A 22,906-nucleotide genomic window follows, 5' to 3' on the forward strand; every position below is an offset into this window, starting at 1 on the left:
CAACCTCGCCTCGATGGCGTGGTCGGGCGGCGTGCCGACCGGTACCGCCACGGTGCGCAGCGGTCCGAGCGTCGACGACGTGGACTGGCGCGGCACCTCGGTCTTCGTCGGCCCCTGACGGGCGGCACGACCGAAACAGAACACACACGACGATGGCCCGGCCGGTATCGGCCGGGCCATCGCCCTTCTCCGGCGCCCGTCGCGCCGGCCCGGTTCAGCTCCGGGTCGGCGCGTGCTGCCCCGCCCAGACCCGCATCAGATCCCGTACCGAGATCACTCCAGCCACCTCACGCCCGTCGAGCACGACCAGGTGCCGGAAACCGCCCCGGGCCATCGCCGCGGCGGCCTCCTCGACCGTCCAGTCCGGGCCGGCGTAGACGACGTCCCAGGTCAGGTGCGCGCCGGTGCGCTCGACATCCGGGTCGAGCCCGGCACCGATCGCCTTCAGCACGTCGCGTTCGGTCATGATCCCGACCCCTTCGGAGTCCGGGTCGATCACGACCGCCGACCCGACACCGCGGGCCGACATCATCCGGGCCGCCTGCCGGAGCGTGTGCTCCGGCCCGACCACGAGTACCTCGCTGGACATCGCTTCGCGTACCTGCATCACACATCACCCCTGTGGGACGGCGACTGAGTACGGACATGGTGGGCCCTCTATGCGTACCGGGACAAGGACGGGCATCGCCGGAGGCGGCGCGGATGGCTACTGTCGGAGGGTGCCCACCGAGCCCCTGCGCTGCGCCGGCGCGCTGATCGTCGACGACGACGGCCGCATCTTCATCCAACGCCGATCCCCCGACCGACGCCTCTTCCCGAACTGCTGGGACATCGTCGGCGGCCACCTCGAACCGGGCGAGGAGATCGACGACGCGCTGCGCCGGGAGGTCACCGAGGAGACCGGCTGGTCCGTGTCGCACGTACTCGGCCTGGTCGGCGAATACCGTTACACCGCCGACGACGGGCTGACCCGGGTGGAGACCGACTTCCTGGTCCGGGTGGACGGCGACCTGAGCCGCCCTCGGCTGGAGGCCGGCAAGCACACCGAGTTCCGCTGGCTGGCGGAGTCGGACGTCGACCTGCTCGACGAGCACCGGGACGTCAACGACGGGCTGATCCGGCGGATCGCCGAGGACGGCTTCGCCGCGCTGCGTTCGATCGGGCTGACGGGCTGAACCACTGCCGGTCGGCGCCCGGCGATATCCTCGCCGGGTGGAATCGGGTCGAGAAGAGGAGCGTGTCGGCATGATCGGGATGGTGCTCGCCGCGGGAGCGGGGCGCCGGCTGCGGCCGTACACCGACACCCTGCCCAAGGCCCTGGTGCCGGTCGACGGGGAGACCACCATCCTCGACATCGCGCTGCGCAACCTCGCCGAGGTGGGGCTGAACGAGGTCGTGATCGTGGTCGGCTACGCGGCCGACGCGGTGCGGCAGCGGCAGGCCGCCCTGGAGGAGAAGTACGGCGTCACGCTCACCCTGGTCCACAACGACAAGGCCGAGGAGTGGAACAACGCGTACTCGCTCTGGCTGGCGCGCGAGTACTTCTCCCGGGGCGTGTTGCTCGTCAACGGCGACACCGTGCACCCGGTGAGCGTGGAGAAGACGCTGCTGGCCGAGCGCGGGCCGGGCATCCTGCTCGCCGTGGACACGCTCAAGCCGCTGGCCGAGGAGGAGATGAAGACCACCTTCGACGCCGCCGGCCAGCTCACCCGCATCACCAAGCTGATGGACCCGGGCGAGGCGTACGGCGAGTACATCGGCGCGACGCTGATCGAGCCGCAGGTGGCCGAGCCGCTCGCGGACGCGCTGGAGGCGACCTGGCGGCGCGACCCGAACCTCTACTACGAGGACGGCTACCAGGAGTTCGCCGAGCGCGGCGGCGAGGTGCGGGCGGCCCCGATCGGTGACGTCTCCTGGGTCGAGGTCGACAACCACGCCGATCTGGCCCGGGCGCGGGAGATCGCGTGCCGCTACTAGCCCGCAGCGTCCTCACCCCGCTGCACATCGACGTGCGGCGGGGCGCGGTGGCCGACCTGGCGGCGATCCTCTCCGACGGGCGCATCTCCGCCGGCGGCGACGTCGCCGTGGTGGTCGGGCCGGGGCAGGGCGAACGGATCGCCGAGCTGATCCGGCCGTCGTTGCGCTCGGCCGACGTGTTCACCGTGGCCGGGGGGACGCTGGACGCCGCCGACGACCTGGGGACGAAGCTGCGCGCCCGGTCGTACGACGCCGTGGTCGGCATCGGCGGCGGCAAGACGATCGACGTGGCCAAGTACGCGGCGACCCGGCGCGGTCTGCCGATGGTGTCGGTGGCGACGAGCCTCGCCAACGACGGCATCGCCTCCCCGGTGGCGAGCCTGATCACCGAGGGCCTGAAGGGGTCCTACGGCGTGCACATCCCGATCGCCGTGATCGTGGACCTGGACTTCGTGGAGGCCGGGCCGGAGCGGCACAACCGGGCCGGCATCGGCGACGTGGTCAGCAACATCAGCGCGCTGGCGGACTGGGAACTGGCCCGGCGGGTCCGCGGTGAGCGGGTCGACGGGCTGGCCGCCTCGCTGTCGCGCGCGGGCGCCGAGGCGGTGCTCAACCACCCGGGTGACATGAACGACGACGGCTTCGTCACGGTGCTCGCCGACGCGCTGATCTCCAGTGGCCTGGCGATGGCGATCGAGGGCACCAGCCGGCCGTGCAGCGGCGGCTGCCACGAGATCATGCACGCGATCGACGCGCTCTTCCCCGGCACCGCCTCGCACGGCGAGCTGGCCGGGCTCGGCGCGCTGTTCTGCACGTACCTGCGCGGCGACGAGCGCCGGTTCGCCGAGATGGCGGCCTGCCTGACCCGGCACGGGCTGCCCCGGCTGCCCGCCGAGGTCGAGCTGACCGACGACCAGTTCGTGGAGGCGGTGCAGTTCGCGCCGGCCACCCGGCCGGACCGTTACACCATCCTCGAACACCTCGCGATGTCCGCTACCGAGACGCGGGAGCGGCTGGCAGACTACGCCGGTGCCCTCCGCGACCACATTGGCTGAGCCCCGTCCCACAGTCGCCGACTTCCACCGGGTCAACCGGGGAGGCGGCTTGTTCAGCGAGTCGATCAGTCAGTGGATCGGGGCGGCCTTCGCGCTTGCCGCCCAGCGCCTGGGGTTGCGCCCGACCGCGCTGACGCTGGCCAACCTGGTGCTGGGGCTGGCCGCCTCGGTCACCGTGGTGGCGCTCGCCGACGACGTGGCCGCCGGCACCGTACCGGCCTGGGCGGTCGGGCTGTTCGCGCTGGTCGCGTGGCAGGTCGCGTACGCGCTGGACTGCGCCGACGGGCAGCTCGCCCGGGTGACCGGGCAGGGCAGCGCGGCCGGCGCCCGGATCGACGTGCTCTGCGACGTGGCCGCCCAGATCGCGCTGGTCGCCGCGATCGGGGCGACAGCAGTGGCGCAGCGCCCGTCCACGCCGGTGTGGCTGGTGGCGGTGTTCGCCGGCACCTGGATGGTCAACCTGGTGACGTCGGTGATGCAGTCCGGGCCGAACGCGGCCAGCATGGTCACCTCGACGTCGCTCCCGGTACGCCTGGTGAAGCTGGTCCGCGACTACGGCGCGGTGATCTTCGTGGCCGGTCTGGTGCTGGCCTTCGCGCCCGCGCTGGCGTTCTGGGTGATGGTCGCGTTCACGATCGTCAACGGCGGCTTCCTGCTGGCGAGCATCGCCTTCTCCGCCCGCGCCTCCCTGCGGTAAGGAAGGGCCCCTTCTTAACGCCTCGTGCATAAAAAGGGGCCCTTCCTAACACCCGGGCTCAGCACACCTGGGCTCAGCGCGCGGGGCGGCCTCCGGGGGCGGCCAGGCCGGCGTAGATGTCGATCAGGCGCTTGGTGATCACGTCGGGGTGGAACGTGCGCTCGTACCGGCTCCGGGCCGCCGGAGCCAGCGCTGTCGCCTCGGCGGCGGCCAGCGGCAGCGCGGCGGCCAGCGCGTCCGCCTCCGGCGCCACCACCCAACCCGCCTCGCCGCGCTGCACCCCGACCGGCAACGCGACATGCCCGTCGCCGGGCGCGGCGGTGGCCACCTCGGCCGGGCCGGTGCCGGCGGGCTCACGCGGGCCGTCCGCACCCACCAGGTACGGGATGCCGCCCAGCGCGGTGCCGAGCACCGGCCGCCCGGACGCCAGCGCCTCGATGATCACGGTGGGCAGCACGTCGTGCCAGGTGGAGGTGGCCAGCACCACGGAGCTGTCGGCCAGCGCCGCGCGTACCCCGGAGCGGTCGAGCTGGCCCAGGTAGAGCACGTCGGGCCGCTCCGCGGCGGCCGCCTCGGCGAGCGGGCGCAGCTCGCCGTCACCGGCGATGCGCAGCGGGCCGAGCGCACCCACCGGATGCCGCCGCCACGCGGCGAGCAGCAGGTCCAGCCCCTTCTCCGGGCTGAGCCGCCCCATGAAGAGGAAGCCGTTCCCGACCCGCGCCGGTGTGCCCGGGTCGGGTACCGCGTTCGGCTTGACCACGATCCGCTCGTCCGGAATGCCGTAGTCGCGCAGATGATCAGCCACAGCCGTGGTGAGCGCGATGTACCGGTCCACCGACTTCCAGGTCGGGCGGTGCACGGCGAGCGTGGTCGCCATCAGCGCGCTCTGCGCCCGCGAGTTGCGGTAGCAACGGTGCACGATCGCCGGCACGCCCAGCGCCCGGCCCCGGCAGTCCTGGCAGATCACGCCGTCACGGAAGTACAGCCCGGAGGAGCAGACCTGCCGGTAGTTGTGCACGGTCTGCACCACCGGCACCCCGCGCTTGTGCGCGGTCCGCACCACCCACGGCGAGAGCAGAGGGTACGGGTTGTGCAGGTGCAGCACGTCCGGCCGGTGCTCGGTCAGCAGGCGGTCGAGGTCGTGCTGGGCCTTCGGGGCCCAGATCGGCGAGATCGGCAGCAGCGCCTTGGCCGGCTTGGACATCGACGGGATCTCGTCGGAGCTGCGCAGGAACGGCAGCACCTCCACGCCGGCGGCGGTGAGCTGGGCGATCTCCGCGTCGACGATGGTGTTCTCGCCGGAGGGCTGGGCTTCCCGGTACCGGTTGTGCGCCACCACGATTCTCACGGGAAAGAAGGCTACCGTTGGACGATGCCCGAACTTCCGGAGGTGGAAGCGCTCGCCGGTTACCTGCGCGAGCGTGCGGTGGGCCGCCGCGTGGAGCGGTTCGAGGTCGCCGCGATCAGCGCGCTCAAGACGTACGACCCGCCGCCGAGCACTGTCGCCGGCCGTACGGTCACCGGCGCCGGCCGGTACGGCAAGTTCCTCGATGTCCGGTTCGACGAGGGACTACACCTGGTGGTCCACCTGGCCCGGGCAGGCTGGCTGCACTACCGGGAGGCGTTCCCGGCGGCGACCCCGCTGCGGCCCGGCAAGGGCCCGATAGCGGTGCGGGTACGCCTCGACGACGGCTCCGGCTTCGACCTGACCGAGGCGGGCACCCAGAAGAAGCTGGCCGCCTATCTGGTCACCGACCCGGCGCTGGTGCCGGGTGTGGCGAAGCTCGGGCCGGACGCGCTGGAGGCGGATCTGCCGACCTTCGCCGAGCGGCTGCGCAGCCGCCGGGGCCAGGTGAAGGGCGTGCTGACCGACCAGTCGGTGCTCGCCGGGGTGGGTAACGCGTACTCCGACGAGATCCTGCACACGGCGCGGCTCTCGCCGTTCGCGATCACCGACCGGCTCACCGACGACCAGCTCGCCGGCCTGCACGCGGCGACGCGCACGGTCCTCGGCGACGCGGTACGCCGGTCGATGGGCCAGCGGGCGGCGGAGCTGAAGGGCGAGAAGCGCTCCGGGCTCAAGGTGCACGCCCGCAAGGGCCTGCCGTGTCCGGTCTGCGGCGACACGGTGCGTGAGGTCTCGTTCGCCGATTCGAGCCTCCAGTACTGCCCCACATGTCAGACCGGCGGGAAGCCGCTGGCTGACCGAAGGTTGTCCCGTCTCGTACGGTGAGTAACCGCACCCGGCGATTACTGAGTGGAATCGACCCGGGATCACCGAAGGTCCGGGTCCGCCCCTCTACCCGAGTGGTCATCCATCGGTATAGTGGCTCGGTCCCCGGCTTCACAACTGATTCGGAGCCGGCCAGATCTCACCGAGCACCAGCGGCACGGCTTCTTCGCGGGGGCCGGTCCGGGCCGGGCCCGCGTGGGAGACTGGGACGGTGAGCGACCCGGATCCTCACGGCGAGTGAGGGTGCGGGTCATGCGGGAGGACATGGGTTGAGGTGACGACAAGCCTCCAGCGCCCGGTAACCGACAGAGGCCGGAGCAAGAGCGTGCGGCACGTCGACAGCTTTGAGATCCAGCCGCCGACTCCGCCGTCGCACAACGGCGTACCCCGGTCGGCGTGGGCCCGCGCTCGGCGCCGGGTCTCCCGGTGGCACCGGCCCTACATCCTGTTCCTGCTGCTGCTCGACTTCGGCGCGGCGGCTCTGGCCAGCTTCCTGGCCGTGCAGATCTTCGAGCAGGCGGCCTCCGGTTTCCGGGACGCGCCCGAGGCCTGGTTCTACACCGTGGCGTTCCTGCTGCTGCCGCTCGGCTGGGTGCTCATCCTCTGGGGCAACCGGGCGTACGACCGGCGCTACCTCGGCCTCGGTCCGGACGAGTTCAAGCGGGTGATCCGCTCGGGCCTGGCGGTCGCAGCGACCGTGTCGTTCCTCGCCTTCGCGACGAAGACCACACTGTCCCGGTGGACCGTCGGCTTCGCGCTGCTCGGCGCGCTGCTGCTGATCCTGCTCGGCCGCCTGATCGCCCGGGCCGCCCTGCACGGGCTGCGCCGCCGGTTCGGGCACGCCGGGCACCGGATGGTGCTCGTCGGCACGCTGCCCGAGTGCCTGGAGGTCTACACCACGGTCACCCGGCACCCGTCGGTCGGCCTGATCCCGGTGGCCATCCACCTCACCGACGGGTACGCCGCCGCCCGCGGCCTGGAGACCCCGGTGCCGGTGTACGCGGGCCGCGACGTGCTCGCCCTGGTACGTGAGGTCGGCGGCGACACCATCGCGGTCTGCGGCTCGGCCAGCGCCGAGCCGGGCGAGCTGCGCCGCCTGGCCTGGCAGCTGGAGGGCTCCGGCGTCGACCTGGTGGTCGCGCCCCAGCTCACCGACATCGCCGGTCCCAGGGTGCACATCCGCCCGATCGAGGGCCTGCCGCTGCTGCACGTCGAGGAGCCGACCCTGTCCGGGCCGGCGCTGCTGGTCAAGAACCTGATGGACCGGGTGGCCGCCGGGCTGGGCCTGCTGATGCTGGTCCCGCTCTTCGCCGCCATCGCCCTGGCCATCCGGATCTCCGACCCCGGGCCGGTCTTCTTCCGCCAGCCCCGCGTCGGGCACGAGGGGCGGACGTTCCGGGTCTGGAAGTTCCGGACCATGTACGTCGACGCCGAGGAGCGGCTCGCCGGTCTGGTCGACCGGAACGAGACCGACGGCATGCTGTTCAAGATGAAGCAGGACCCCCGGGTCTTCCCGGTGGGCCGCTTTCTGCGGGCCACGTCGCTGGACGAGCTGCCCCAGCTGATCAACGTGCTGTGGGGCGAGATGTCGCTCGTCGGCCCGCGCCCGCTGCCCGCCGACGACGGCGACTTCCTGGGCGACGTACGCCGCCGGCTGCTGGTCCGGCCGGGCATGACCGGGCTGTGGCAGGTGTCCGGCCGCTCCGACCTGTCCTGGGACGAGGCGGTCCGGCTCGACCTCTACTACGTCGACAACTGGTCGCTGGCGTACGACCTGAGCATCCTGTGGCGGACCGTGGGCGTGGTGCTGGCCCGCAAGGGCGCGTACTAGCGCTACCGGGCCGGCACCCGGCAGGATCGCTGCGTGGGTGGCAACCTCTCCGCCGTCTTCGCCGTCGTCTCGCTCGTGACCGCGTTGGCGGCGGCGCTCTGGGCGGTGCTGCGGCTGCGTGGCCGACGGGGCATCGCCACGGCGACGCAGCGCGCCACGTACGAGGTGCTGCACACCGCCGGGCTCGCCGCCGAGCCGCTGCGCGCCGGGCTGACCGCCGCGGACGCGGCGAAGGCCGTACGCCATCTGCGGGCCCTGGTGGGCGCGGCCGGACTGGCGCTGACGGACCGGGACACGCTGCTCGCCGTCGACGGGCAGGGCGCGCACCACGGCGATCAACTGGTCGCGGCGGCCCGGCGCGCGGTCGGCAGCGGGCGTTCCACAGTGCTGGGCGAGTCGGAGCTGCGCTGCGACCTGGTCGACTGCCCGGTCCGCGGCGCGGTGGTGGCGCCGCTGCGCGCGGACGGCCGGGTGGTCGGCGCGCTGGTGGCGGTGGCCGGCGAGCGGCCGGCCCCGGGTCTGGTGCAGGCCACGCTGGAGACCGCGCACTGGGCGGGCGACCAGCTCGCCCTGGCCGAGCTGGAGTCGTCGCGGGAGCGGCTCGCCCGGGCCGAGGTGCGCGCGTTGCGCGCCCAGATCAGCCCGCACTTCATCTACAACGCGCTGACCGCGATCGGTTCGTTCGTGCGTACCGACCCGGAGCGGGCCCGGGAGCTGATCCTGGAGTTCGCCGAGTTCACCCGCTACTCGTTCCGGGCGCACGGCGAGTTCACCACGCTCGCCGAGGAGCTGCGCTCGATCGACCGCTACCTGACCATCGAGCGGGCACGGTTCGGCGAGCGGCTCCAGGTGCGCCTGCAGATCGCCCCCGAGGTGCTGCCGGTGACGCTGCCGTTCCTCTGCCTGCAGCCGCTCGTGGAGAACGCGGTCCGCCACGGGTTGTCCCGCAAGCCGGGCACCGGCATGGTGAGCATCGAGGCCCGGGACGCGGGCGCGGAGTGTCACATCACGGTGGAGGACGACGGGGTGGGGATGGATCCGACGACGCTGACCGCCGGGATCGCCGAGCTGTCCGGGGCGGGCAGCGACCCGGCCGACGACCCGGGGCAGCACGTCGGTCTCTCGAACGTCGACGAACGGCTCCGGTCGGTCTTCGGGGACGGGTTCGGCCTGGTCGTCGAGACCGGCCTCGGCTCGGGTACGAAGGTGAGCATGCGGGTGCCGAAGTTCCACCCCGGCGTACGGGTTTCCTCGTGACGGGGTTCCTTCGGGTGCTGGCGGTGGACGACGAGCCGCCCGCGCTGGACGAGCTGGCGTACCACCTGCGCGCCGATCCCCGGGTGGCCCGGCTGCACACGGCCGGGGACGCGACCGAGGCGCTGCGGGTGCTCCGCGACGACGACGTGGACGTGGTGTTCCTCGACATCCGGATGCCGGGGCTGGACGGCATGGAACTGGCCCGGGTGCTGCGCCGGTTCGCCCGTCCGCCGGCGATCGTGTTCGTCACCGCGTACGACGACGGCGCGGTGGACGCGTTCGACCTGGGCGCCACCGACTACGTCCGCAAGCCGGTACGCGCCGAGCGGCTGGCCGAGTCGCTGCGCCGGGTGATCGGCTCCCGGGTGGTGCCGTCGCACCCGGCCGCGCTGGCCCGGGCGGAGGAGGATCCGACCATCCCGATCGAGCTGGCGGGCACCACCCGGATGCTGCCCCGTTCGGCGGTGCGGTGGGTGGAGGCGCAGGGCGACTACGCGCGCCTGCACACGGCGGACGGGTCGCACCTGGTCCGGGTCTCGCTGGCGACGCTGGCCGAGCGCTGGGCCGATGCCGGGTTCGTCCGGATCCACCGTTCGTACCTGGTGCAGTTGCGGCTCATCGCCGAGTTGCGGCTGGTCAACTCCGGCTATGTGGTGGTGATCGACGGATCCGAGCTGCCGGTCAGCCGCCGGCACACCCGGGAGCTGAAGGACAAGCTGGTACGCGCCGCGAAGCAGGACTGGAGTCGCTGAGGGACGGGCCACCGCCGACGCTGGCGTACAATGTACGGCAGACCGTACGACAGGGTGGGGGACCGCATGTCCGACGACCGCTTCGACGCCGCCGCAGAATTCGACAGCCAGCTCGACCGCCTCGTTAAACTCGGCTATCCGGCGCTGGCCGGGCAGACCGAGGAGACGTTCCGCGCCTTGCTCAGCCCGCTGCGCGACGCGGCGGTCACCGGTTCCGCCGGGCTGCGCGGCCCCACCGAGGGGCGGGTGCCGTTCCTGCTGGTGACCACGCGGGAACTGGTGCCGGTGCCGGAGCGGATCGCGCTCACCACGCTCGCCGGCAAGCGCAAGACCGGCATCCTCGACCGGAACTTCCCCGCCGACGACCTGCCCACCTTCCACCCGATCAAGGAGCTGGAGGTGCCGGCCGGGCCCGCGTACCTGCTCTTCGACGTGGACCGGGGCGAGGAGTACCGCAACGTGGCGCCGTCGGCCGCGCTGGAGGACATGACCGCGAAGGACCGGCTCCCCATCACCATCGACGAAGGTCTGGCGTTCGTCACGCTGTACCCGGCGGCGCTGGCGAGCAACAGGTGCTTCTCGCTCGTGGGCTCGCGCTGCGGTGACCGGCGGGTGCCCGCGCTCTGGATCAGTCAGGGCGCGCCGAAGCTCGGGTGGTGCTGGTTCGGCAACCCGCACACCTGGCTGGGCTCGGCGACCGCGAACCCGGTACGGGTGGGCCTCGGCTGACGCCCAGGCGGGATCAGGGCGCTCAGAAGATCTCGGCGACCGGCAGGACGAGCGGGAACGGCTGGTCGGCGCGGCACACGTCGGCGGTGGAGAGCACCGCCGCCTCGCGGTAGCGGCCGTCGACGTTCTCCAGCACGGTCAGGGTCTCCTTGCGCGGCTCGACGAGCCAGTAACGCGCGATGCCGGCCACGCCGTACTCGTGGCGCTTGAGGACCAGGTCACGACCGGCGTTGCCGGGCGAGACGACCTCGACCACGAGCAGCACGTCGGCCGGGGCGAGGGCCGGGCCACCCCGCTCCAGTGCCTCCTCGCGGGCGACGAAGACCTCCGGCACGAAGTAGGAGGAGCGCTTCGCGCTGACGCCGACGTCCTGCCCGACGAGCAGACCGGCCGGAGCCTGCCGGTCGAGGAGCCGGCGGAGACGGTTGGCGATCGCGCCGTGCCGGACGTCGGCGTGTGGGGACACGAGCAGGCTCCCGTCGAAGATCTCGTAGTCCTGGCCGTCCTCGGGGAGGTCCTGGAGGTCGTCCACCGTCCAGACGTCGCCGGTGCCGGGTCGTGCCGGGCTGGTCACTGTCACACCTCCTCTCTACCGGCTCACCCTGACACCCCGCCCGGTCGTCCACAACGACTCCGCGCCGTCCACCGGGTTATCCACAGGGGTGAAGCGTTATCCACAGGTTGTGCACAGGGCGCAACGACGCGGTCTTGACAATTCGGCTCAGCGGGCGAGACTGCCGGGGGTGACCGGAGCCGAGGAACAGCATCCACCGGGGCGGCCCGTCGAGACCGCCCCGGTGCCCGGCCCGCGCGCGTCGCCGGCGCCCGCCCCCCGGCAGCCGGAGAGCCCGCAGCCGGCCGCCACCCCGCAGCGGACCCGGATCGTGCTGGCCGAGGTCTCCCGGGCCGGCAGCCCGGCCGACCGCACCCGCTCCGAACTGGCCCAGCAGACCCCTGTGGGCGAGACGCTGGTGCAGGGACTGATGCGGGCCCAGCTCTCGCTCGCGTTGCGGCTCAGCCTGCTGGTGATGATCGGGCTCGGCGGCCTGCCGTGGCTGTTCGCCATCGCGCCCTCGGTCGGCCGGGTCACGGTGCTCGGGGTCAACCTGCCGTGGCTGCTGCTCGGCGTCGTGTCCTTCCCGTTCCTGATCGTGGTCGGGTGGGCGTACGTGCGGCTGGCCGAACGCAACGAGCAGGACTTCGTCGACCTGATCCGACGGCCGGAACGCTGATGTCCAACGGGTACGTGGTCCCGGCGATCGTCGCCGTCACGCTGGTCACCGTCGGCATCGGTTTCTACGGGCTGCGGCTGGCCCGCACCACGTCGGACTTCCTGGTCGCCTCCCGGGCGGTCAGCCCGACCTGGAACGCCGCCGCGATCGGCGGGGAGTACCTGTCGGCCGCGAGCTTCCTCGGCGTCGCCGGGCTGATCCTCAAGTACGGCGTGGACGTGCTCTGGTACCCGGTCGGCTTCGCCGCCGGATACCTCGCGCTGCTGCTGTTCGTGGCCGCGCCGCTGCGCCGCTCCGGCGCGTTCACGCTGCCCGACTTCTGCGAGGTACGGCTCGGCTCCCGGCGGCTGCGGACGCTCGCCACCGTCTTCGTGATCTTCATCGGCTGGCTCTACCTGGTGCCGCAGTTGCAGGGCGCCGGGCTGACCCTGGCCACGCTCACCGGCTCGCCGTACCCGCTCGGCGCGCTGCTGGTCGCCGTGGTGGTGACCGCGAACGTGGCGCTGGGCGGCATGCGGGCGATCACCTTCGTGCAGGCGTTCCAGTACTGGCTGAAGCTCACCGCGCTCGCCGTACCCGCGATCTTCCTGGCGTTGCAGTGGCAGGCCGACGCCCGCCCGGCGGTGACCCCGCCCGACGGGCCGACGTTCCGGACCGCGACCACCGTCGTGGTCGAGCACCGCGCGACGCTCACGCTGCCCGACGGCGACATCCGGGAGGTACGCCCCGGCGACCGCCTCGAATTCGCCGCCGGTGACCCGGTGCCGGAGGTGTCCGGCGCGGCGACCGGCCCCGCCGAGTGGCTGCTGCCGGACACGGCGGGGGAGAACGACAGAGGGCTGTTCGCCACGTACTCGCTGATCCTGGCCACGTTCCTCGGCACCATGGGCCTGCCGCACGTGCTGGTCCGCTTCTACACCAACCCCGACGGCGCCGCCGCCCGCCGCACCACGCTCGTGGTGCTGGCGCTCGTCGGCGTCTTCTACCTGCTGCCCACCGTCTACGGCGTGCTGGGCCGCATCTACACGCCGCAACTGCTTGTCAGCGGCCAGACCGACGCGGTGGTGGTGCTGCTGCCCGGGGCGGCGCTCGGCGACGGCACCACCGGCCGGCTGCTCGCCGCGCTGGTCGCGGCCGGCGCGTTCGCGGCGTTCCTGTCCACCTCGTCCGGCCTGCTCACCAGCGTCGCCGGGGTGATCTCCACGGATGTGCTGGGCCGCGGCTCGGTACGCGGCTTCCGGCTCGCCACGGTGATCGCCGGCGGAGTGCCGGCGTTGCTCTCGCTGAACGTCTCCGGGCTGGACGTCTCGCAGGTGGTGGGGCTGGCGTTCGCGGTGGCCGCGTCGAGTTTCTGCCCGCTGCTGGTGCTCGGCATCTGGTGGCGCGGCCTGACCGACCTGGGCGCCGCCGCCGGGGTGCTGGTCGGCGGCGGCGCGGCGGTCGGCGCGGTCCTGCTCACCGTGCTCGGCCCGCCGCTGACCGGATGGCCGGCGACGCTCACCACGCAGCCGGCCGCGTGGACGGTGCCGCTGGCGTTCACGGTGATGGTGCTCGTCTCCATGGCCAGCCGGCGGCGTCTCCCGCGTGACGTCGGCGCCACCATGCTCCGCCTGCACACCCCGGAGTCGCTGCGCCTGTGAGGCGGGGCCGCGCTCGCTCGGCCCCGCCTCACCTCCGCGCACCCGTCAGCAGGTGTCCGTGCCGGCACACAGCCGGTTCGCCACCGACCGGGCGGTACGGCGGGCCTCGGTGGGCGTGGTCTGGGAGTCGAGGCGGAGCTGCGCCACCAGATCGCCCTGCCGGACGACGAGCCAGCGACCGGGCCGCCCTCCGACGTCGCTTCCCACGAGAACGCCGTCGTCACCGCCGAGCGACTCCGCCATGATCGACAGCGAGTCGCCCGGCTGCTCCATCTCGCAGCCCGTGACCAGCTTGCGGAGATTCTTCATCACCGTGGTGGCGGACGTGCCCGAGTGCCGGGTCACCCGCTGGACGATCCAGTCGGTGGGCGAGTTGAACGCCACCGACCGGGTGGCCACCTCCCCGTCGGACAGCGTCGGCGACTCGTTCACGCAGAAGGAGGACATGAACTCCAGGGACCAGTCACCGCCCACCTTTCCCGTCTGCATCGTGAAGCCCGTCGGCAGGTCGGCGAGCTGGAGCGTCGCCGCCGCCGGAATCGTCCGGCTCGGCGTACGGCTGGTCAGCCCGCCGCCGATGCTGGCGGCCGGCTCTCCCGCGGTGCGACTCGGCGTCGGCGCCCCGCTCGCCGACGGCTCGGCCGACGGCGTGGTGCTCGGCGTGGGCGCCGGCGTCGGCGTGATCGGTTCGACTGTCGCCGGGGGCACCGGTGGCGGTGCGGCGTCCGGACGGGCCAGCACCACACCGGTCGCCACGACCGCGACGGCGACCGCGGCGGCCAGGCCGGCGGCGAGCTGGGTACGCCGGGCCCGCTGCCGCCCTCGGCGGCGCACCTGCTCGGTGGGCGCCCAGATCAGGTCCTCGGTGTCCTGGTAGAGGTCGGAGAAGATCGGGTCAGGCATTGCGGACCTCCTCCGGGAAGTTCACGTCGAGCAGGGCGGCGAGAGCCTTGCGGCCCCGGGCCAGGCGGGCCTTGACGGTGCCGCTCGGCACGCCGATCTGCGCCGCGATCTCCGCGACCGACAGGTCGGCCAGGTGGTAGAGGACGATCGCCTGCCGCTGGTCCGCCGACAACTGCCGCAACGCGCTGACCAGCGCGACAGTGTTCTCGGAGGGTGGCCGGACCGGAGGTGGTGGTCCGTGCCGCCGGTAGGCGACCACGCTGTTGCGGACCTTGCGCCACCGGTTGACCAGCAGGCGGTGCCCGACGGTGCGCACCCACGCCTCCGGGTCGTCGTACGTGCCGACCTGGGACCAGCGCTGCCAGGCCCGCGCGTACGCCTCCTGGGCGGCGTCCTGCGCCTCGCTCCGGTCGCCGCCGAGCGCGTACAGCACTGTCACCACGCGTTGTCTGCTGTTCCGGTAGAACTCCTCGAACCCACTGTCCGGATCCATCTCTCTCCCCGCTGCCGTTCGTACGCCTGACACCCCCCGCCGTGGTGGGCGGTTGCACGCCGTCGGCGATCCGACTCGTACCTCTCAGGGATGAGGCGAGATCATCCTGCCGTCCGAGCAGCCGTTGGGCGGGGACCGATACGGTCGGACCATGACCGACCAGCACCCCGCGCTCTCCCTTCGTGGCCTGGCCAAGCGCTTCGACACCAAGATCGCGGTGGCGGGCGTCGACCTCGCCGTGCCGACCGGCTCGTTCTACGGCCTGCTCGGACCGAACGGGGCCGGCAAGACCACCACGCTCTCCATGGCCGTCGGCCTGCTGCGGCCCGACGCCGGTGAGGCGCGGGTGCTCGGGTACGACGTCTGGGCCGACCCGGTACGCGCCAAGAGCCTGCTCGGCGTGATGCCGGACGGCGTACGCCTCTTCGACCGGCTGAGCGGGGCGGAGCTGCTCGCGTACCACGGTCTGTTGCGCGGCATGGACCCGGCGGTGGTCGACCAGCGGGCGGCGGAGCTGCTCGACGTGCTGGCGCTCTCCGACGCCGGGCGCACGCTCGTCGTCGACTACTCGGCCGGCATGAAGAAGAAGATCGGCCTGGCCTGCGCGTTGCTGCACGGCCCGCGCCTGCTGGTGCTGGACGAGCCGTTCGAGGCGGTCGACCCGGTCTCGGCCGCGCTGATCCGGGACATCCTGCACCGGTACGTCAGCGGCGGCGGCACGGTGATCTTCTCCAGTCACGTGATGGAGGTGGTCGAGCGGCTCTGCTCGCACGTGGCGATCCTGGCCGAGGGCCGGATCAAGCGGGTCGGCACGCTCACCGAGGTGCGCGGCGACCGGTCGCTGGAGGACGTGTTCGTGGAGGTCGTGGGCGGCCGGACCGCCACCGGGGAGGAGCTGTCGTGGCTGTCCCGGTGACCGCCCCCGAGCGGCCGGCCCGGCGCGTGTCGTCCCGGCACTTCGTCCGGCTCAAGCTGCGGGTGCTCGGCAACAACTTCCGGGGCCAGAAGTGGCGGATCGCGCTGTTCGTGCTGGGCCTGCTGCTCGGGCTCTGGTTCGCCGCCGTCGGGTTCTTCCTGCTCGCCACGCCGGGCCTGGCCGACGAGCCCCGGTACGCCCTGATGGTGGCCGCCTTCGGCGGTGGTCTGCTCACGCTCGGCTGGCTGCTCCTGCCGCTCGTCTTCTTCGGCGTGGACGAGACGCTCGACCCGGCCCGGTTCGCGCTGCTGCCGTTGTCCCGCCGCACCCTGGTCACCGGCCTGCTCGCCGCCGCCCTGGTGAGCGTGCCCGCGCTGGCGACGGCGCTCACCGCGGCCGGTCTGGTGGTCACCGCCGGGCTGCTGGGCGGCTGGTCAGCCGCGGTGGTCGGCGCGCTCGGCGTGGTCGCCGGGCTGCTGGTCTGCCTGGCCGGGGCCCGCGCGCTGACCAGCGCGTTCGCCACGATGCTGCGGTCCCGCCGGGTACGCGACCTGGCGGCGGTGCTGCTCGCCGTCCTGGCCGCCCTGCTCGGGCCGTTGCAGTTGCTGGTGCTCGCCGCGGTGCAGCAGACCGACTGGGACCGGCTGGACGGGGTGGCCCGGGTGGTCGGCTGGACGCCGTTCGGCGCGCCGTGGACGGTCGGCGTCGACGTGGCCGAGGGCCGGGCCGGCGCGGCGGTCGCGAAGCTGCTGATCGCGGTCGCGACGCTCGGCGTACTCCTGTTCTGGTGGTCGCGGTCGCTGGAGTCGGCGATGGTGGGCGCGGCGAGCGCCGGCCCTTCGCGCGCGCCGCGCGGCGTGGCCGGCGGCGCGGTCACGCAGTTGTTCCCCCGCGCGGTGGGCTGGGCGCGGCGGGACCGGTTCGGGGCGCTCGTCGCCCGCGAGTGCCGCTACTGGTGGCGGGACGCGCGGCGGCGGGCCAACCTCATCACGGTCGCCGTGGTCGGTGTGTTCGTACCGGTGATGGTCAACCTCGGCGGCGTCTCGTTCTCCACCGAGGGCGGGGCGGAGTTCGGTGGCGGCGACTCCTCACCGGCGCTGGTCAGCCTTTCCATGATCTTCGTCGGGGTGCTCGCGTCGCTGACGCTGGCCAACCAGTTCGGCTTCGACGGCAGCTCGTACGCCGCGAACCTGGTCGCCGGGGTGCCCGGGCGGGTCGAGCTGCGGGCCCGGATGACCGCGTTCTCGATCTACGTGGTGCCGATGCTCGTCGTGATCGCGGTCGCGCTGGCGCTCTTCCTGGGGCGTCCCGCATGGCTCGGCGTGATGGGTGGCGCGTTGGCCGCCGCGTACGGCTGCGGGCTGGCGATCAACGGGTTCGTGTCGGTGCTCGGCGCCTACTCGCTGCCCGAGTCGAGCAACCCGTTCGCCATGAACAGCGGCGCGGGGTTCACCAAGGGCCTGCTCACGCTGGTTTCCATGGTCGCCTCCGCGGTGGTGGCGGTGCCGTTCGTGGTGGCCGCCGCGCTGCTCGGCGACGTGTGGCTGTGGCTGGCGCTGCCGATCGGACTGGCGTACGGGGTGGGCGCGGCGCTGCTCGGCGCGTACCTCGCGGGGGACACACTGGACCGCCGGCAGCCGGAGCTGCTGGCCACCGTCACGCCGAGGCGCTGATGCCGGTCGTCGAGGCGGTCACCACGGTCCCGATCCCGCCGGAGCTGGCGTTCGCGGTCTCCCAGACGGTCGCGCCGGTCCGCTACCGCTGGGATCCGTTCGTCCGTGAGCAGCACTTCGTCGACGGCGCGACGGCGCCCGGCCGGGGCGTGCGCACGTACACCCGCTCCCGGCACGGCCTGGTCATGGTCAGCGAGTACGTCTCCTGGTCACCGCCGACGAACGTCGGCATGAAGATGGTGCGCGGGCCGTGGTTCTTCGAGCGGTTCGGCGGCGGCTGGCGCTTCGCGCCCGGCCCCGAGGCCGGCACCACGATCGCGACCTGGCGATACAACTTCCGCTGCCGCCCGGCGTTCCTGCGCCCGGTGGCCGAGCGGATCGGGGTGTGGCTGCTCGGACGCGACATCCGCCGCCGGATCGCCGGGTACGCGGCCGGATGCGCGGACCCGGAGGTGCTGGCCGCCGCCCGCCGCCTGCTCGCCGACGGCTGATCCCGGTTACGCGGTGCGGCGCATCGCCGCGTAAACGTGGTGGCCGTCGCCGACGCTCGTCATGGTGACCAGCTCCCAGCCGTAGTTGGACAGGTGCTCGACCGCTTCCATCAGCGGCTGGAACGCCCGGCGGCCCCAGGTGTTGTTCGCCCGGACCAGCAGGTGCCGGTGTGGATAGGCACGCAGGTCGACCTGACCGCCGAGGACGGCGTCGGCGGCGACGACCCGTTCCTGGGCGAGTTGCTGCGGGGGGATGAGACTCATGCCCGGCAGGGTATGGCGTTGCGTCGAACCCCGCCCGGCAGCGGGCGGCACAATGTTTCACGTGAATCCAGAGCCGGGCGCGCAGATCCATTCCACCGACCCGTTCGCGGCGCCGGCCGGGCAACGCTCGCCGGCACGCCGGCTGCGCGGCCGGCTGGCGGCCCCGGTGACGCTCTGGACCGCACCCGGCCCGGCCGGGCTGACCGTCTCGTCCACGCTGGTCGCCGAGGGCGAGCCGGACCGGCTACTCGGCCTGGTCGACGCGGAGTCGGACCTGTGGGCGGCCATCGAGGAGGCGGGGCGGTTCGCGGTGGTCCCGCTGGGCCCGCAGCACCGGCAGCTCGCCGACCGCTTCGCCGGCCTGTTCCCGTCGCCCGGCGGCCTGTTCGCGCTGGACGCCTGGACCGAGACGCCGTACGGGCCGGTGCCGGCGGACGCCGGCGGGTGGGCGGGGTGCCGGCTCGACACCGCCCGCGAGTACGGCTGGGGCCTGCTGGTCGAGGCCACTATCGAATCGGTGGACCTGCCCCGGGACACCCTCCCCCTGCTGCACTACCGCGGCCGCTACCGCGAGCTGACCGACTGACCCACCCGGCGGTCGGGGTGACCGGTTAGCGGAGTGACGTGGGTCACTGGGCGCAGTGGGGGTGCCGTTCGGCGCAAGCGTCGACCGGCCCTCGGCGGAGCCTTCCCGGGCCGGGAGCGCGCTCTCTACCGTGCGCGAAACTCCCCCCACGCCTGCGAAGGTGGTGATCCACAGATGTCCACGGACACACCCGCGTCCGCGCCCGCCGAGTCGGCGGCGGAACGGTACCTCGCCGTCCAGCGGTCCGACGAGTTCGCCGGGTTGCGGCGCGCGCTGCGCGGCTTCATCTTCCCGATGACCGTCGCGTTCTTCCTGTGGTACGCGCTCTACGTCATCCTCTCCGCGTACGCGCGGGGATTCATGGGCACGAAGCTGATCGGCAACATCAACGTCGCCCTGGTCTTCGGCCTGCTCCAGTTCGTCTCCACGTTCGTCATCGCCTGGCTCTACTCCCGGTTCGCCAACCGCCGGATCGACCCGGTCGCCGACCGGATCCGCGACGAGATCGGGGAGGTGACCCATGAACACGGTCCTCGCGGCTGAGGCGGGCAGCACCACCGCCCGGAACCTCACCATCACGCTGTTCCTGGTCTTCGTGGCGATCACGCTGGCGATCACCGTATGGGCCAGCCGGCAGACCAAGACCGCCACCGACTTCTACGCCGGCGGCCGGTCGTTCTCCGGTTTCCAGAACGGCATGGCGATCGGCGGCGACTACATGTCGGCGGCGTCCTTCCTGGGCATCGCCGGCATCATCGCGCTCTACGGCTACGACGGCTTCCTCTACTCGATCGGCTTCCTGGTCGCCTGGCTGGTGGCGTTGCTGCTGGTGGCGGAACTGCTGCGCAACTCCGGCCGGTACACGATGGCGGACGTGCTGGCGTTCCGGATGCGGCAGCGGCCGGTCCGGACCGCGGCGGCGGTCTCCACCATCACCGTGTCGATCTTCTACCTGCTGGCCCAGATGGTCGGCGCCGGCGCGCTCGTCGCGCTGCTGCTCGGCATCAAGCCGGGCACCACCTTCCTCGGCATGGACGCCGACACCGCCAAGGTCGCCACGATCATCATGGTCGGCGCCCTGATGATCATCTACGTGACGGTCGGCGGCATGAAGGGCACCACGTACGTGCAGATCGTCAAGGCGTTCCTGCTCATGGGCGGCGCGCTGGTGATGACGCTGCTGGTGCTCGCCAAGTACAAGTTCAACCTGTCCTCGCTGCTCGGCGACGCGGCCAGCGCCTCGGGCAAGGGAGCGGCGTTCCTCGAACCCGGGCTGCGCTACGGCGTGGAGACACCCGGCGACGCGCTGAAGACGTTCTACAGCAAGATGGACCTGCTCTCGCTGGGCATCGCGCTGGTCCTCGGCACGGCCGGCCTGCCGCACATCCTGATCCGCTTCTACACCGTGCCGACCGCGCGGGCGGCCCGCAAGAGCGTGCTCTGGGCGATCGGCATCATCGGTGCGTTCTACCTGCTCACCCTGGCCCTCGGCTTCGGCGCGGCGGCGATCGTCGGCGGGCAGGCGATCACCGAGCAGGACAAGGCCGGCAACACGGCCGCGCCACAGCTGGCCGAGGCGCTCGGCGTGGACTTCCTCGGCGGGAACCTGGGCGGGGCGACACTGCTGGCGATCATCGCGGCGGTCGCGTTCGCCACGATCCTCGCCGTGGTCGCCGGGTTGACGTTGGCGTCGTCGTCCAGCCTGGCGCACGACTTCTACGCCAACGTGGTGAAGAAGGGTGAGGCGTCGGAACGGCAGGAGGTGAACGTCGCCCGGATCTCCGCGCTGGTGATCGGCGCGGTCTCGATCGTCCTGTCCATCTTCGCGCAGAACCTGAACGTGGCGTTCCTGGTCGCGCTGGCGTTCGCGGTGGCCGCCTCGGGCAACCTGCCGGCGATCCTCTACAGCCTGTTCTGGAAGCGGTTCAACACCTCGGGCGCGGTCTGGGCGATCTACGGCGGCCTGCTCTCCGCCGTGCTGCTCGTCTTCTTCTCGCCGGTCGTCTCCGGCGCGCCGACGGCGATGTTCCCCGACCACGACTGGCACTGGTTCCCGCTGTCGAACCCGGGCATCATCTCGATCCCGTTCGGCTTCCTGTGCGGCTGGCTCGGCACGATCCTGTCCAAGGAGAGCGACGAGGAGAAGTACGCGGAGCTGGAGGTGCGCTCGCTCACCGGAGCCGGCGCGCACTGATCGGCACGTCGAGCGGGGCCCCTGCCGTACGCGGGGGCCCCGCCTCGCGTGTATAGGCTGACCGCCATGAAGGTCGCTCCCCGCTTCGGTAGCGGACACCGCATCCTGGTCACCGGCGGCGCCGGTTTCGTCCCGTCCCACCTGGTCGACCGGCTCGTCGAGCGCGGCTGCACGGTAGTGGTGCTGGACAACTTCGTCACCGGGTCCAAGGAGAACGTGGCCCACCTGCTGGACAAGCCGACCTTCACGCTGGTCGAGGCGGACATCTCCGACGGCCTGCCGCACCACCCGGCGATGACCGAGCGGTTCGACGCGATCCTGCACATGGCGTCCCCGGCCAGTCCCACCGACTTCGAGAAGCTGCCGGTGGAGATCCTCCGGGTGGGCTCGGTGGCCACGCTGGCGCTGCTGGAGCGGGCCACCGACGACGGCGCGCGGTTCCTGATGGCCTCCACCTCCGAGGCGTACGGCGACCCGAAGGAGCACCCGCAGCGGGAGACGTACTGGGGCAACGTCAACCCGATCGGCATCCGGAGCGTCTACGACGAGGCGAAGCGCTTCTCCGAGGCGGCCACCATGGCCTACCACCGCAGCCGGGGCACCGACACCGCGATCGTGCGGATCTTCAACACGTACGGCCCGCGGATGCGCCCGGACGACGGCCGGGCCATCCCGACGTTCATCTCCCAGGCGCTGCGCGGCGAGCCGATCACCGTGCACGGCACCGGCAACCAGACCCGCTCGATCTGTTACGTCGACGATCTGGTGCGCGGAATCCTGCTGCTGCTCGACTCGACGCAGACCGGTCCGATCAACTGCGGCACCGAGCACGAGATGTCGATGCGGCAACTGGCCGAGACGATCGTGTCACTCACCGGAAGCACGTCCGAGGTGAGCTACATCACTCGCGCTTCGGACGACCCGGAGATGCGCCGCCCGGACCTGACCCTCGCCCGCGAACTGCTCGGATATGAGCCGAGCGTCACGCCCGAAGACGGACTCCGGCGCACGATCGAGTACTTCCGCGGGCGGCTCGGGTACTGAACCCGCCCGGGACGCGGCTGACATCGGCGCGCGTACGAGGGCGTCGGTGGCCCGGCCGACCTACCCTCGGTTACATGTCAGCGACCTCGTCTGCCGGCTCTCCGTTCCCGCACCCCCTGAACCGGGACGCGGGCCGCGCTTCGGTTCCCGGCTCCGGCCGGGGCGCCACCGGGCGCGCCCGCACCTCGGATGCCCGCTGGTATCCCCCGCACGACGAGGCGCCCCGCTCGGGGCGTACCGGCGGTCCGGTGGGGCCGACCGGACCCGGCGGCCCGGGCGACGGCGGTCCGGGCGGTCCGGGCCGGCGCGGCCCTCGACCGCGCTGGGGACGCATCGGCCTGGTGGCCGGCGTCGCGGTGCTGGTGCTGGCGCTGCTCGGCGGCCTCGGCGCCTGGTTCTACGCCCGCAACCTCGACGACGACCTGGCCCGCACGGACCCGTTCGCCGGGATCACCGGCGGGCGCCCGGCCAAGCAGGTCGACGGCGCGTTCAACATCCTGCTCGTGGGCAGCGACTCGCGGGATCCGGACGCTCCGGTCGACGGCTCCGGCAAGTGGCGCGCGGACACCCTGATCGTCATGCACATCCCGGCCGACCACAAGCGCGCCTACCTGGTCTCGGTGCCGCGTGACCTGTACGTGCCGATCCCGGAGAGCGCGGGCGCGTCCTGCGACTCCGGCTCCCGCAACAAGATCAACGCGGCGTTCGCGTTCGGCGGCCTGCCGCTCGCGGTGAAGACCGTGGAGTGCTTCACCGACGTACGGATCGACCACGTGATGGCCATCGACTTCGGCGGCTTCAAGGAGGTCACCGACGCCCTGGGCGGGGTCGACCTGAAGGTGGAGCGGACCATCACGTCGATCCACAAGCCGTACCGGACGTTCACCAAGGGCGTGAACCACATGAACGGCGCCGAGGCGCTGGACTGGGTCCGGCAGC

Annotated in this window: 25 protein-coding genes; 19 read left to right on the plus strand and 6 right to left on the minus strand. The window is 72.4% G+C overall.

The features are described 5' to 3' along the window. Positions 1-214: 214 nt before the first annotated feature. Positions 215-607: a cyclic nucleotide-binding/CBS domain-containing protein gene (locus tag A8711_RS22530; protein WP_030499400.1), complete on the minus strand. Its 393-nt coding sequence runs from the start codon at positions 605-607 to the stop codon at positions 215-217. A 112-nt stretch (positions 608-719) separates the two neighbouring features. On the opposite strand from A8711_RS22530, the gene A8711_RS22535 reads away from it, so the two are divergent. The 4 genes from A8711_RS22535 (at position 720) to A8711_RS22550 (ending at position 3,729) form a co-directional block, all read left to right on the plus strand. Then, positions 720-1,175 (plus strand): NUDIX domain-containing protein, encoded by a 456-nt coding sequence (locus A8711_RS22535; RefSeq protein WP_231915615.1) that lies wholly within the window; start codon positions 720-722, stop codon positions 1,173-1,175. A gap of 70 nt (positions 1,176-1,245) precedes the next feature. Beyond that, a complete protein-coding gene (locus A8711_RS22540) occupies positions 1,246-1,977 on the plus strand; it encodes a sugar phosphate nucleotidyltransferase (RefSeq protein WP_043327756.1) in 732 nt (243 codons plus the stop codon). Then, positions 1,965-3,032, plus strand: coding sequence for an iron-containing alcohol dehydrogenase family protein (locus tag A8711_RS22545; protein ID WP_043327755.1), 1,068 nt, complete (start codon positions 1,965-1,967; stop codon positions 3,030-3,032). Before A8711_RS22540 ends, A8711_RS22545 begins: the two co-directional genes overlap by 13 nt. Then, a complete protein-coding gene (locus A8711_RS22550) occupies positions 3,007-3,729 on the plus strand; it encodes a CDP-alcohol phosphatidyltransferase family protein (RefSeq protein WP_069089255.1) in 723 nt (240 codons plus the stop codon). Before A8711_RS22545 ends, A8711_RS22550 begins: the two co-directional genes overlap by 26 nt. Before the next feature lie 73 nt (positions 3,730-3,802). Here the strand turns inward: A8711_RS22550 and A8711_RS22555 are convergent, their stop codons facing one another. Beyond that, on the minus strand, positions 3,803-5,077 hold the full coding sequence (locus tag A8711_RS22555; protein WP_069089256.1) for a glycosyltransferase: 1,275 nt from the start codon (positions 5,075-5,077) through the stop codon (positions 3,803-3,805). A 24-nt stretch (positions 5,078-5,101) separates the two neighbouring features. On the opposite strand from A8711_RS22555, the gene A8711_RS22560 reads away from it, so the two are divergent. The 5 genes from A8711_RS22560 to A8711_RS22580 all read left to right on the plus strand — a co-directional run bounded on the left by A8711_RS22560 (position 5,102) and on the right by A8711_RS22580 (position 10,531). Further along, positions 5,102-5,962, plus strand: a complete 861-nt coding sequence (locus A8711_RS22560; RefSeq protein WP_069089257.1) for an Fpg/Nei family DNA glycosylase — start codon at positions 5,102-5,104, stop codon at positions 5,960-5,962. Positions 5,963-6,287: 325 nt separating this feature from the next. Then, positions 6,288-7,793: a sugar transferase gene (locus tag A8711_RS22565; protein WP_069089258.1), complete on the plus strand. Its 1,506-nt coding sequence runs from the start codon at positions 6,288-6,290 to the stop codon at positions 7,791-7,793. A 33-nt stretch (positions 7,794-7,826) separates the two neighbouring features. Further along, on the plus strand, positions 7,827-9,050 hold the full coding sequence (locus A8711_RS22570) for a histidine kinase (RefSeq protein ID WP_064448098.1): 1,224 nt from the start codon (positions 7,827-7,829) through the stop codon (positions 9,048-9,050). Next, positions 9,047-9,802, plus strand: a complete 756-nt coding sequence (locus tag A8711_RS22575) for a LytTR family DNA-binding domain-containing protein (protein ID WP_043327751.1) — start codon at positions 9,047-9,049, stop codon at positions 9,800-9,802. Before A8711_RS22570 ends, A8711_RS22575 begins: the two co-directional genes overlap by 4 nt. 66 nt (positions 9,803-9,868) lie before the next feature. Further along, positions 9,869-10,531: a DUF5701 family protein gene (locus A8711_RS22580; protein WP_233607737.1), complete on the plus strand. Its 663-nt coding sequence runs from the start codon at positions 9,869-9,871 to the stop codon at positions 10,529-10,531. A gap of 22 nt (positions 10,532-10,553) precedes the next feature. On the opposite strand, the gene A8711_RS22585 is transcribed toward A8711_RS22580, so the two are convergent. Then, on the minus strand, positions 10,554-11,105 hold the full coding sequence (locus tag A8711_RS22585) for a Uma2 family endonuclease (protein ID WP_043327749.1): 552 nt from the start codon (positions 11,103-11,105) through the stop codon (positions 10,554-10,556). Positions 11,106-11,412: 307 nt separating this feature from the next. On the opposite strand from A8711_RS22585, the gene A8711_RS22590 reads away from it, so the two are divergent. Together A8711_RS22590 and A8711_RS22595 are read left to right on the plus strand one after the other, a co-directional pair. Beyond that, positions 11,413-11,763 (plus strand): hypothetical protein, encoded by a 351-nt coding sequence (locus tag A8711_RS22590; RefSeq protein ID WP_051611565.1) that lies wholly within the window; start codon positions 11,413-11,415, stop codon positions 11,761-11,763. Continuing rightward, positions 11,763-13,403 (plus strand): cation acetate symporter, encoded by a 1,641-nt coding sequence (locus tag A8711_RS22595; RefSeq protein WP_064448095.1) that lies wholly within the window; start codon positions 11,763-11,765, stop codon positions 13,401-13,403. Before A8711_RS22590 ends, A8711_RS22595 begins: the two co-directional genes overlap by 1 nt. Before the next feature lie 45 nt (positions 13,404-13,448). Here A8711_RS22595 and A8711_RS32950 read toward each other — a convergent pair whose 3' ends face one another. Both A8711_RS32950 and A8711_RS22605 read right to left on the minus strand, forming a co-directional pair. After that, the gene (locus A8711_RS32950; RefSeq protein WP_069089261.1) at positions 13,449-14,306 is read right to left on the minus strand and encodes a hypothetical protein; all 858 of its coding nucleotides are present in this window, start codon (positions 14,304-14,306) and stop codon (positions 13,449-13,451) included. Next, positions 14,299-14,799 carry a SigE family RNA polymerase sigma factor gene (locus A8711_RS22605; protein ID WP_043327745.1) on the minus strand — a complete coding sequence of 167 codons (501 nt, stop codon included), beginning with the start codon at positions 14,797-14,799 and terminating at the stop codon, positions 14,299-14,301. The genes A8711_RS32950 and A8711_RS22605 overlap by 8 nt, the downstream gene beginning before the upstream one ends. A 151-nt stretch (positions 14,800-14,950) precedes the next feature. Between A8711_RS22605 and A8711_RS22610 the strand changes: the two genes are divergently transcribed. From A8711_RS22610 to A8711_RS22620, 3 genes are read left to right on the plus strand one after another with little or no spacing between them, the layout of a single operon-like run. Continuing rightward, positions 14,951-15,715: an ABC transporter ATP-binding protein gene (locus tag A8711_RS22610; protein ID WP_043327744.1), complete on the plus strand. Its 765-nt coding sequence runs from the start codon at positions 14,951-14,953 to the stop codon at positions 15,713-15,715. Next, positions 15,700-17,388, plus strand: a complete 1,689-nt coding sequence (locus tag A8711_RS22615; protein ID WP_064448093.1) for a hypothetical protein — start codon at positions 15,700-15,702, stop codon at positions 17,386-17,388. Before A8711_RS22610 ends, A8711_RS22615 begins: the two co-directional genes overlap by 16 nt. Then, a complete protein-coding gene (locus tag A8711_RS22620) occupies positions 17,388-17,879 on the plus strand; it encodes an SRPBCC family protein (protein ID WP_043327742.1) in 492 nt (163 codons plus the stop codon). Before A8711_RS22615 ends, A8711_RS22620 begins: the two co-directional genes overlap by 1 nt. 6 nt (positions 17,880-17,885) lie before the next feature. Here the strand turns inward: A8711_RS22620 and A8711_RS22625 are convergent, their stop codons facing one another. Continuing rightward, a complete protein-coding gene (locus A8711_RS22625) occupies positions 17,886-18,143 on the minus strand; it encodes a hypothetical protein (RefSeq protein ID WP_043327741.1) in 258 nt (85 codons plus the stop codon). Here A8711_RS22625 and A8711_RS22630 point away from each other — a divergent pair. The 5 genes from A8711_RS22630 to A8711_RS22650 form a co-directional block, all read left to right on the plus strand. Continuing rightward, positions 18,133-18,729, plus strand: a complete 597-nt coding sequence (locus tag A8711_RS22630; RefSeq protein WP_316250016.1) for a flavin reductase family protein — start codon at positions 18,133-18,135, stop codon at positions 18,727-18,729. The genes A8711_RS22625 and A8711_RS22630 overlap by 11 nt on opposite strands. Before the next feature lie 174 nt (positions 18,730-18,903). Further along, on the plus strand, positions 18,904-19,272 hold the full coding sequence (locus A8711_RS22635; RefSeq protein ID WP_030499418.1) for a DUF485 domain-containing protein: 369 nt from the start codon (positions 18,904-18,906) through the stop codon (positions 19,270-19,272). Continuing rightward, positions 19,250-20,923 carry a cation acetate symporter gene (locus A8711_RS22640; RefSeq protein ID WP_043327738.1) on the plus strand — a complete coding sequence of 558 codons (1,674 nt, stop codon included), beginning with the start codon at positions 19,250-19,252 and terminating at the stop codon, positions 20,921-20,923. Before A8711_RS22635 ends, A8711_RS22640 begins: the two co-directional genes overlap by 23 nt. Before the next feature lie 66 nt (positions 20,924-20,989). Then, positions 20,990-21,967 (plus strand): NAD-dependent epimerase/dehydratase family protein, encoded by a 978-nt coding sequence (locus A8711_RS22645; protein WP_043327737.1) that lies wholly within the window; start codon positions 20,990-20,992, stop codon positions 21,965-21,967. 74 nt (positions 21,968-22,041) lie between these two features. Further along, positions 22,042-22,906: LCP family protein (locus A8711_RS22650; protein ID WP_069089263.1), on the plus strand; the 865-nt coding region annotated here is incomplete at its 3' end.

This window comes from Micromonospora sp. II (assembly GCF_001709195.1).
Taxonomy (GTDB): domain Bacteria; phylum Actinomycetota; class Actinomycetes; order Mycobacteriales; family Micromonosporaceae; genus Micromonospora; species Micromonospora chalcea.

Coding starts and splice junctions, on each gene's coding strand:
- A8711_RS22530 (WP_030499400.1), bottom strand. CDS start 607: ATGCAGGTACGCGAAGCGATGTCCAGCGAGGTACTCGTGGTCGGGCCG.
- A8711_RS22540 (WP_043327756.1), top strand. CDS start 1,246: ATGATCGGGATGGTGCTCGCCGCGGGAGCGGGGCGCCGGCTGCGGCCG.
- A8711_RS22560 (WP_069089257.1), top strand. CDS start 5,102: ATGCCCGAACTTCCGGAGGTGGAAGCGCTCGCCGGTTACCTGCGCGAG.
- A8711_RS22580 (WP_233607737.1), top strand. CDS start 9,869: ATGTCCGACGACCGCTTCGACGCCGCCGCAGAATTCGACAGCCAGCTC.
- A8711_RS22595 (WP_064448095.1), top strand. CDS start 11,763: ATGTCCAACGGGTACGTGGTCCCGGCGATCGTCGCCGTCACGCTGGTC.
- A8711_RS32950 (WP_069089261.1), bottom strand. CDS start 14,306: ATGCCTGACCCGATCTTCTCCGACCTCTACCAGGACACCGAGGACCTG.
- A8711_RS22605 (WP_043327745.1), bottom strand. CDS start 14,799: ATGGATCCGGACAGTGGGTTCGAGGAGTTCTACCGGAACAGCAGACAA.
- A8711_RS22610 (WP_043327744.1), top strand. CDS start 14,951: ATGACCGACCAGCACCCCGCGCTCTCCCTTCGTGGCCTGGCCAAGCGC.
- A8711_RS22620 (WP_043327742.1), top strand. CDS start 17,388: ATGCCGGTCGTCGAGGCGGTCACCACGGTCCCGATCCCGCCGGAGCTG.
- A8711_RS22630 (WP_316250016.1), top strand. CDS start 18,133: ATGAGACTCATGCCCGGCAGGGTATGGCGTTGCGTCGAACCCCGCCCG.
- A8711_RS22625 (WP_043327741.1), bottom strand. CDS start 18,143: ATGAGTCTCATCCCCCCGCAGCAACTCGCCCAGGAACGGGTCGTCGCC.
- A8711_RS22635 (WP_030499418.1), top strand. CDS start 18,904: ATGTCCACGGACACACCCGCGTCCGCGCCCGCCGAGTCGGCGGCGGAA.
- A8711_RS22640 (WP_043327738.1), top strand. CDS start 19,250: ATGAACACGGTCCTCGCGGCTGAGGCGGGCAGCACCACCGCCCGGAAC.
- A8711_RS22645 (WP_043327737.1), top strand. CDS start 20,990: ATGAAGGTCGCTCCCCGCTTCGGTAGCGGACACCGCATCCTGGTCACC.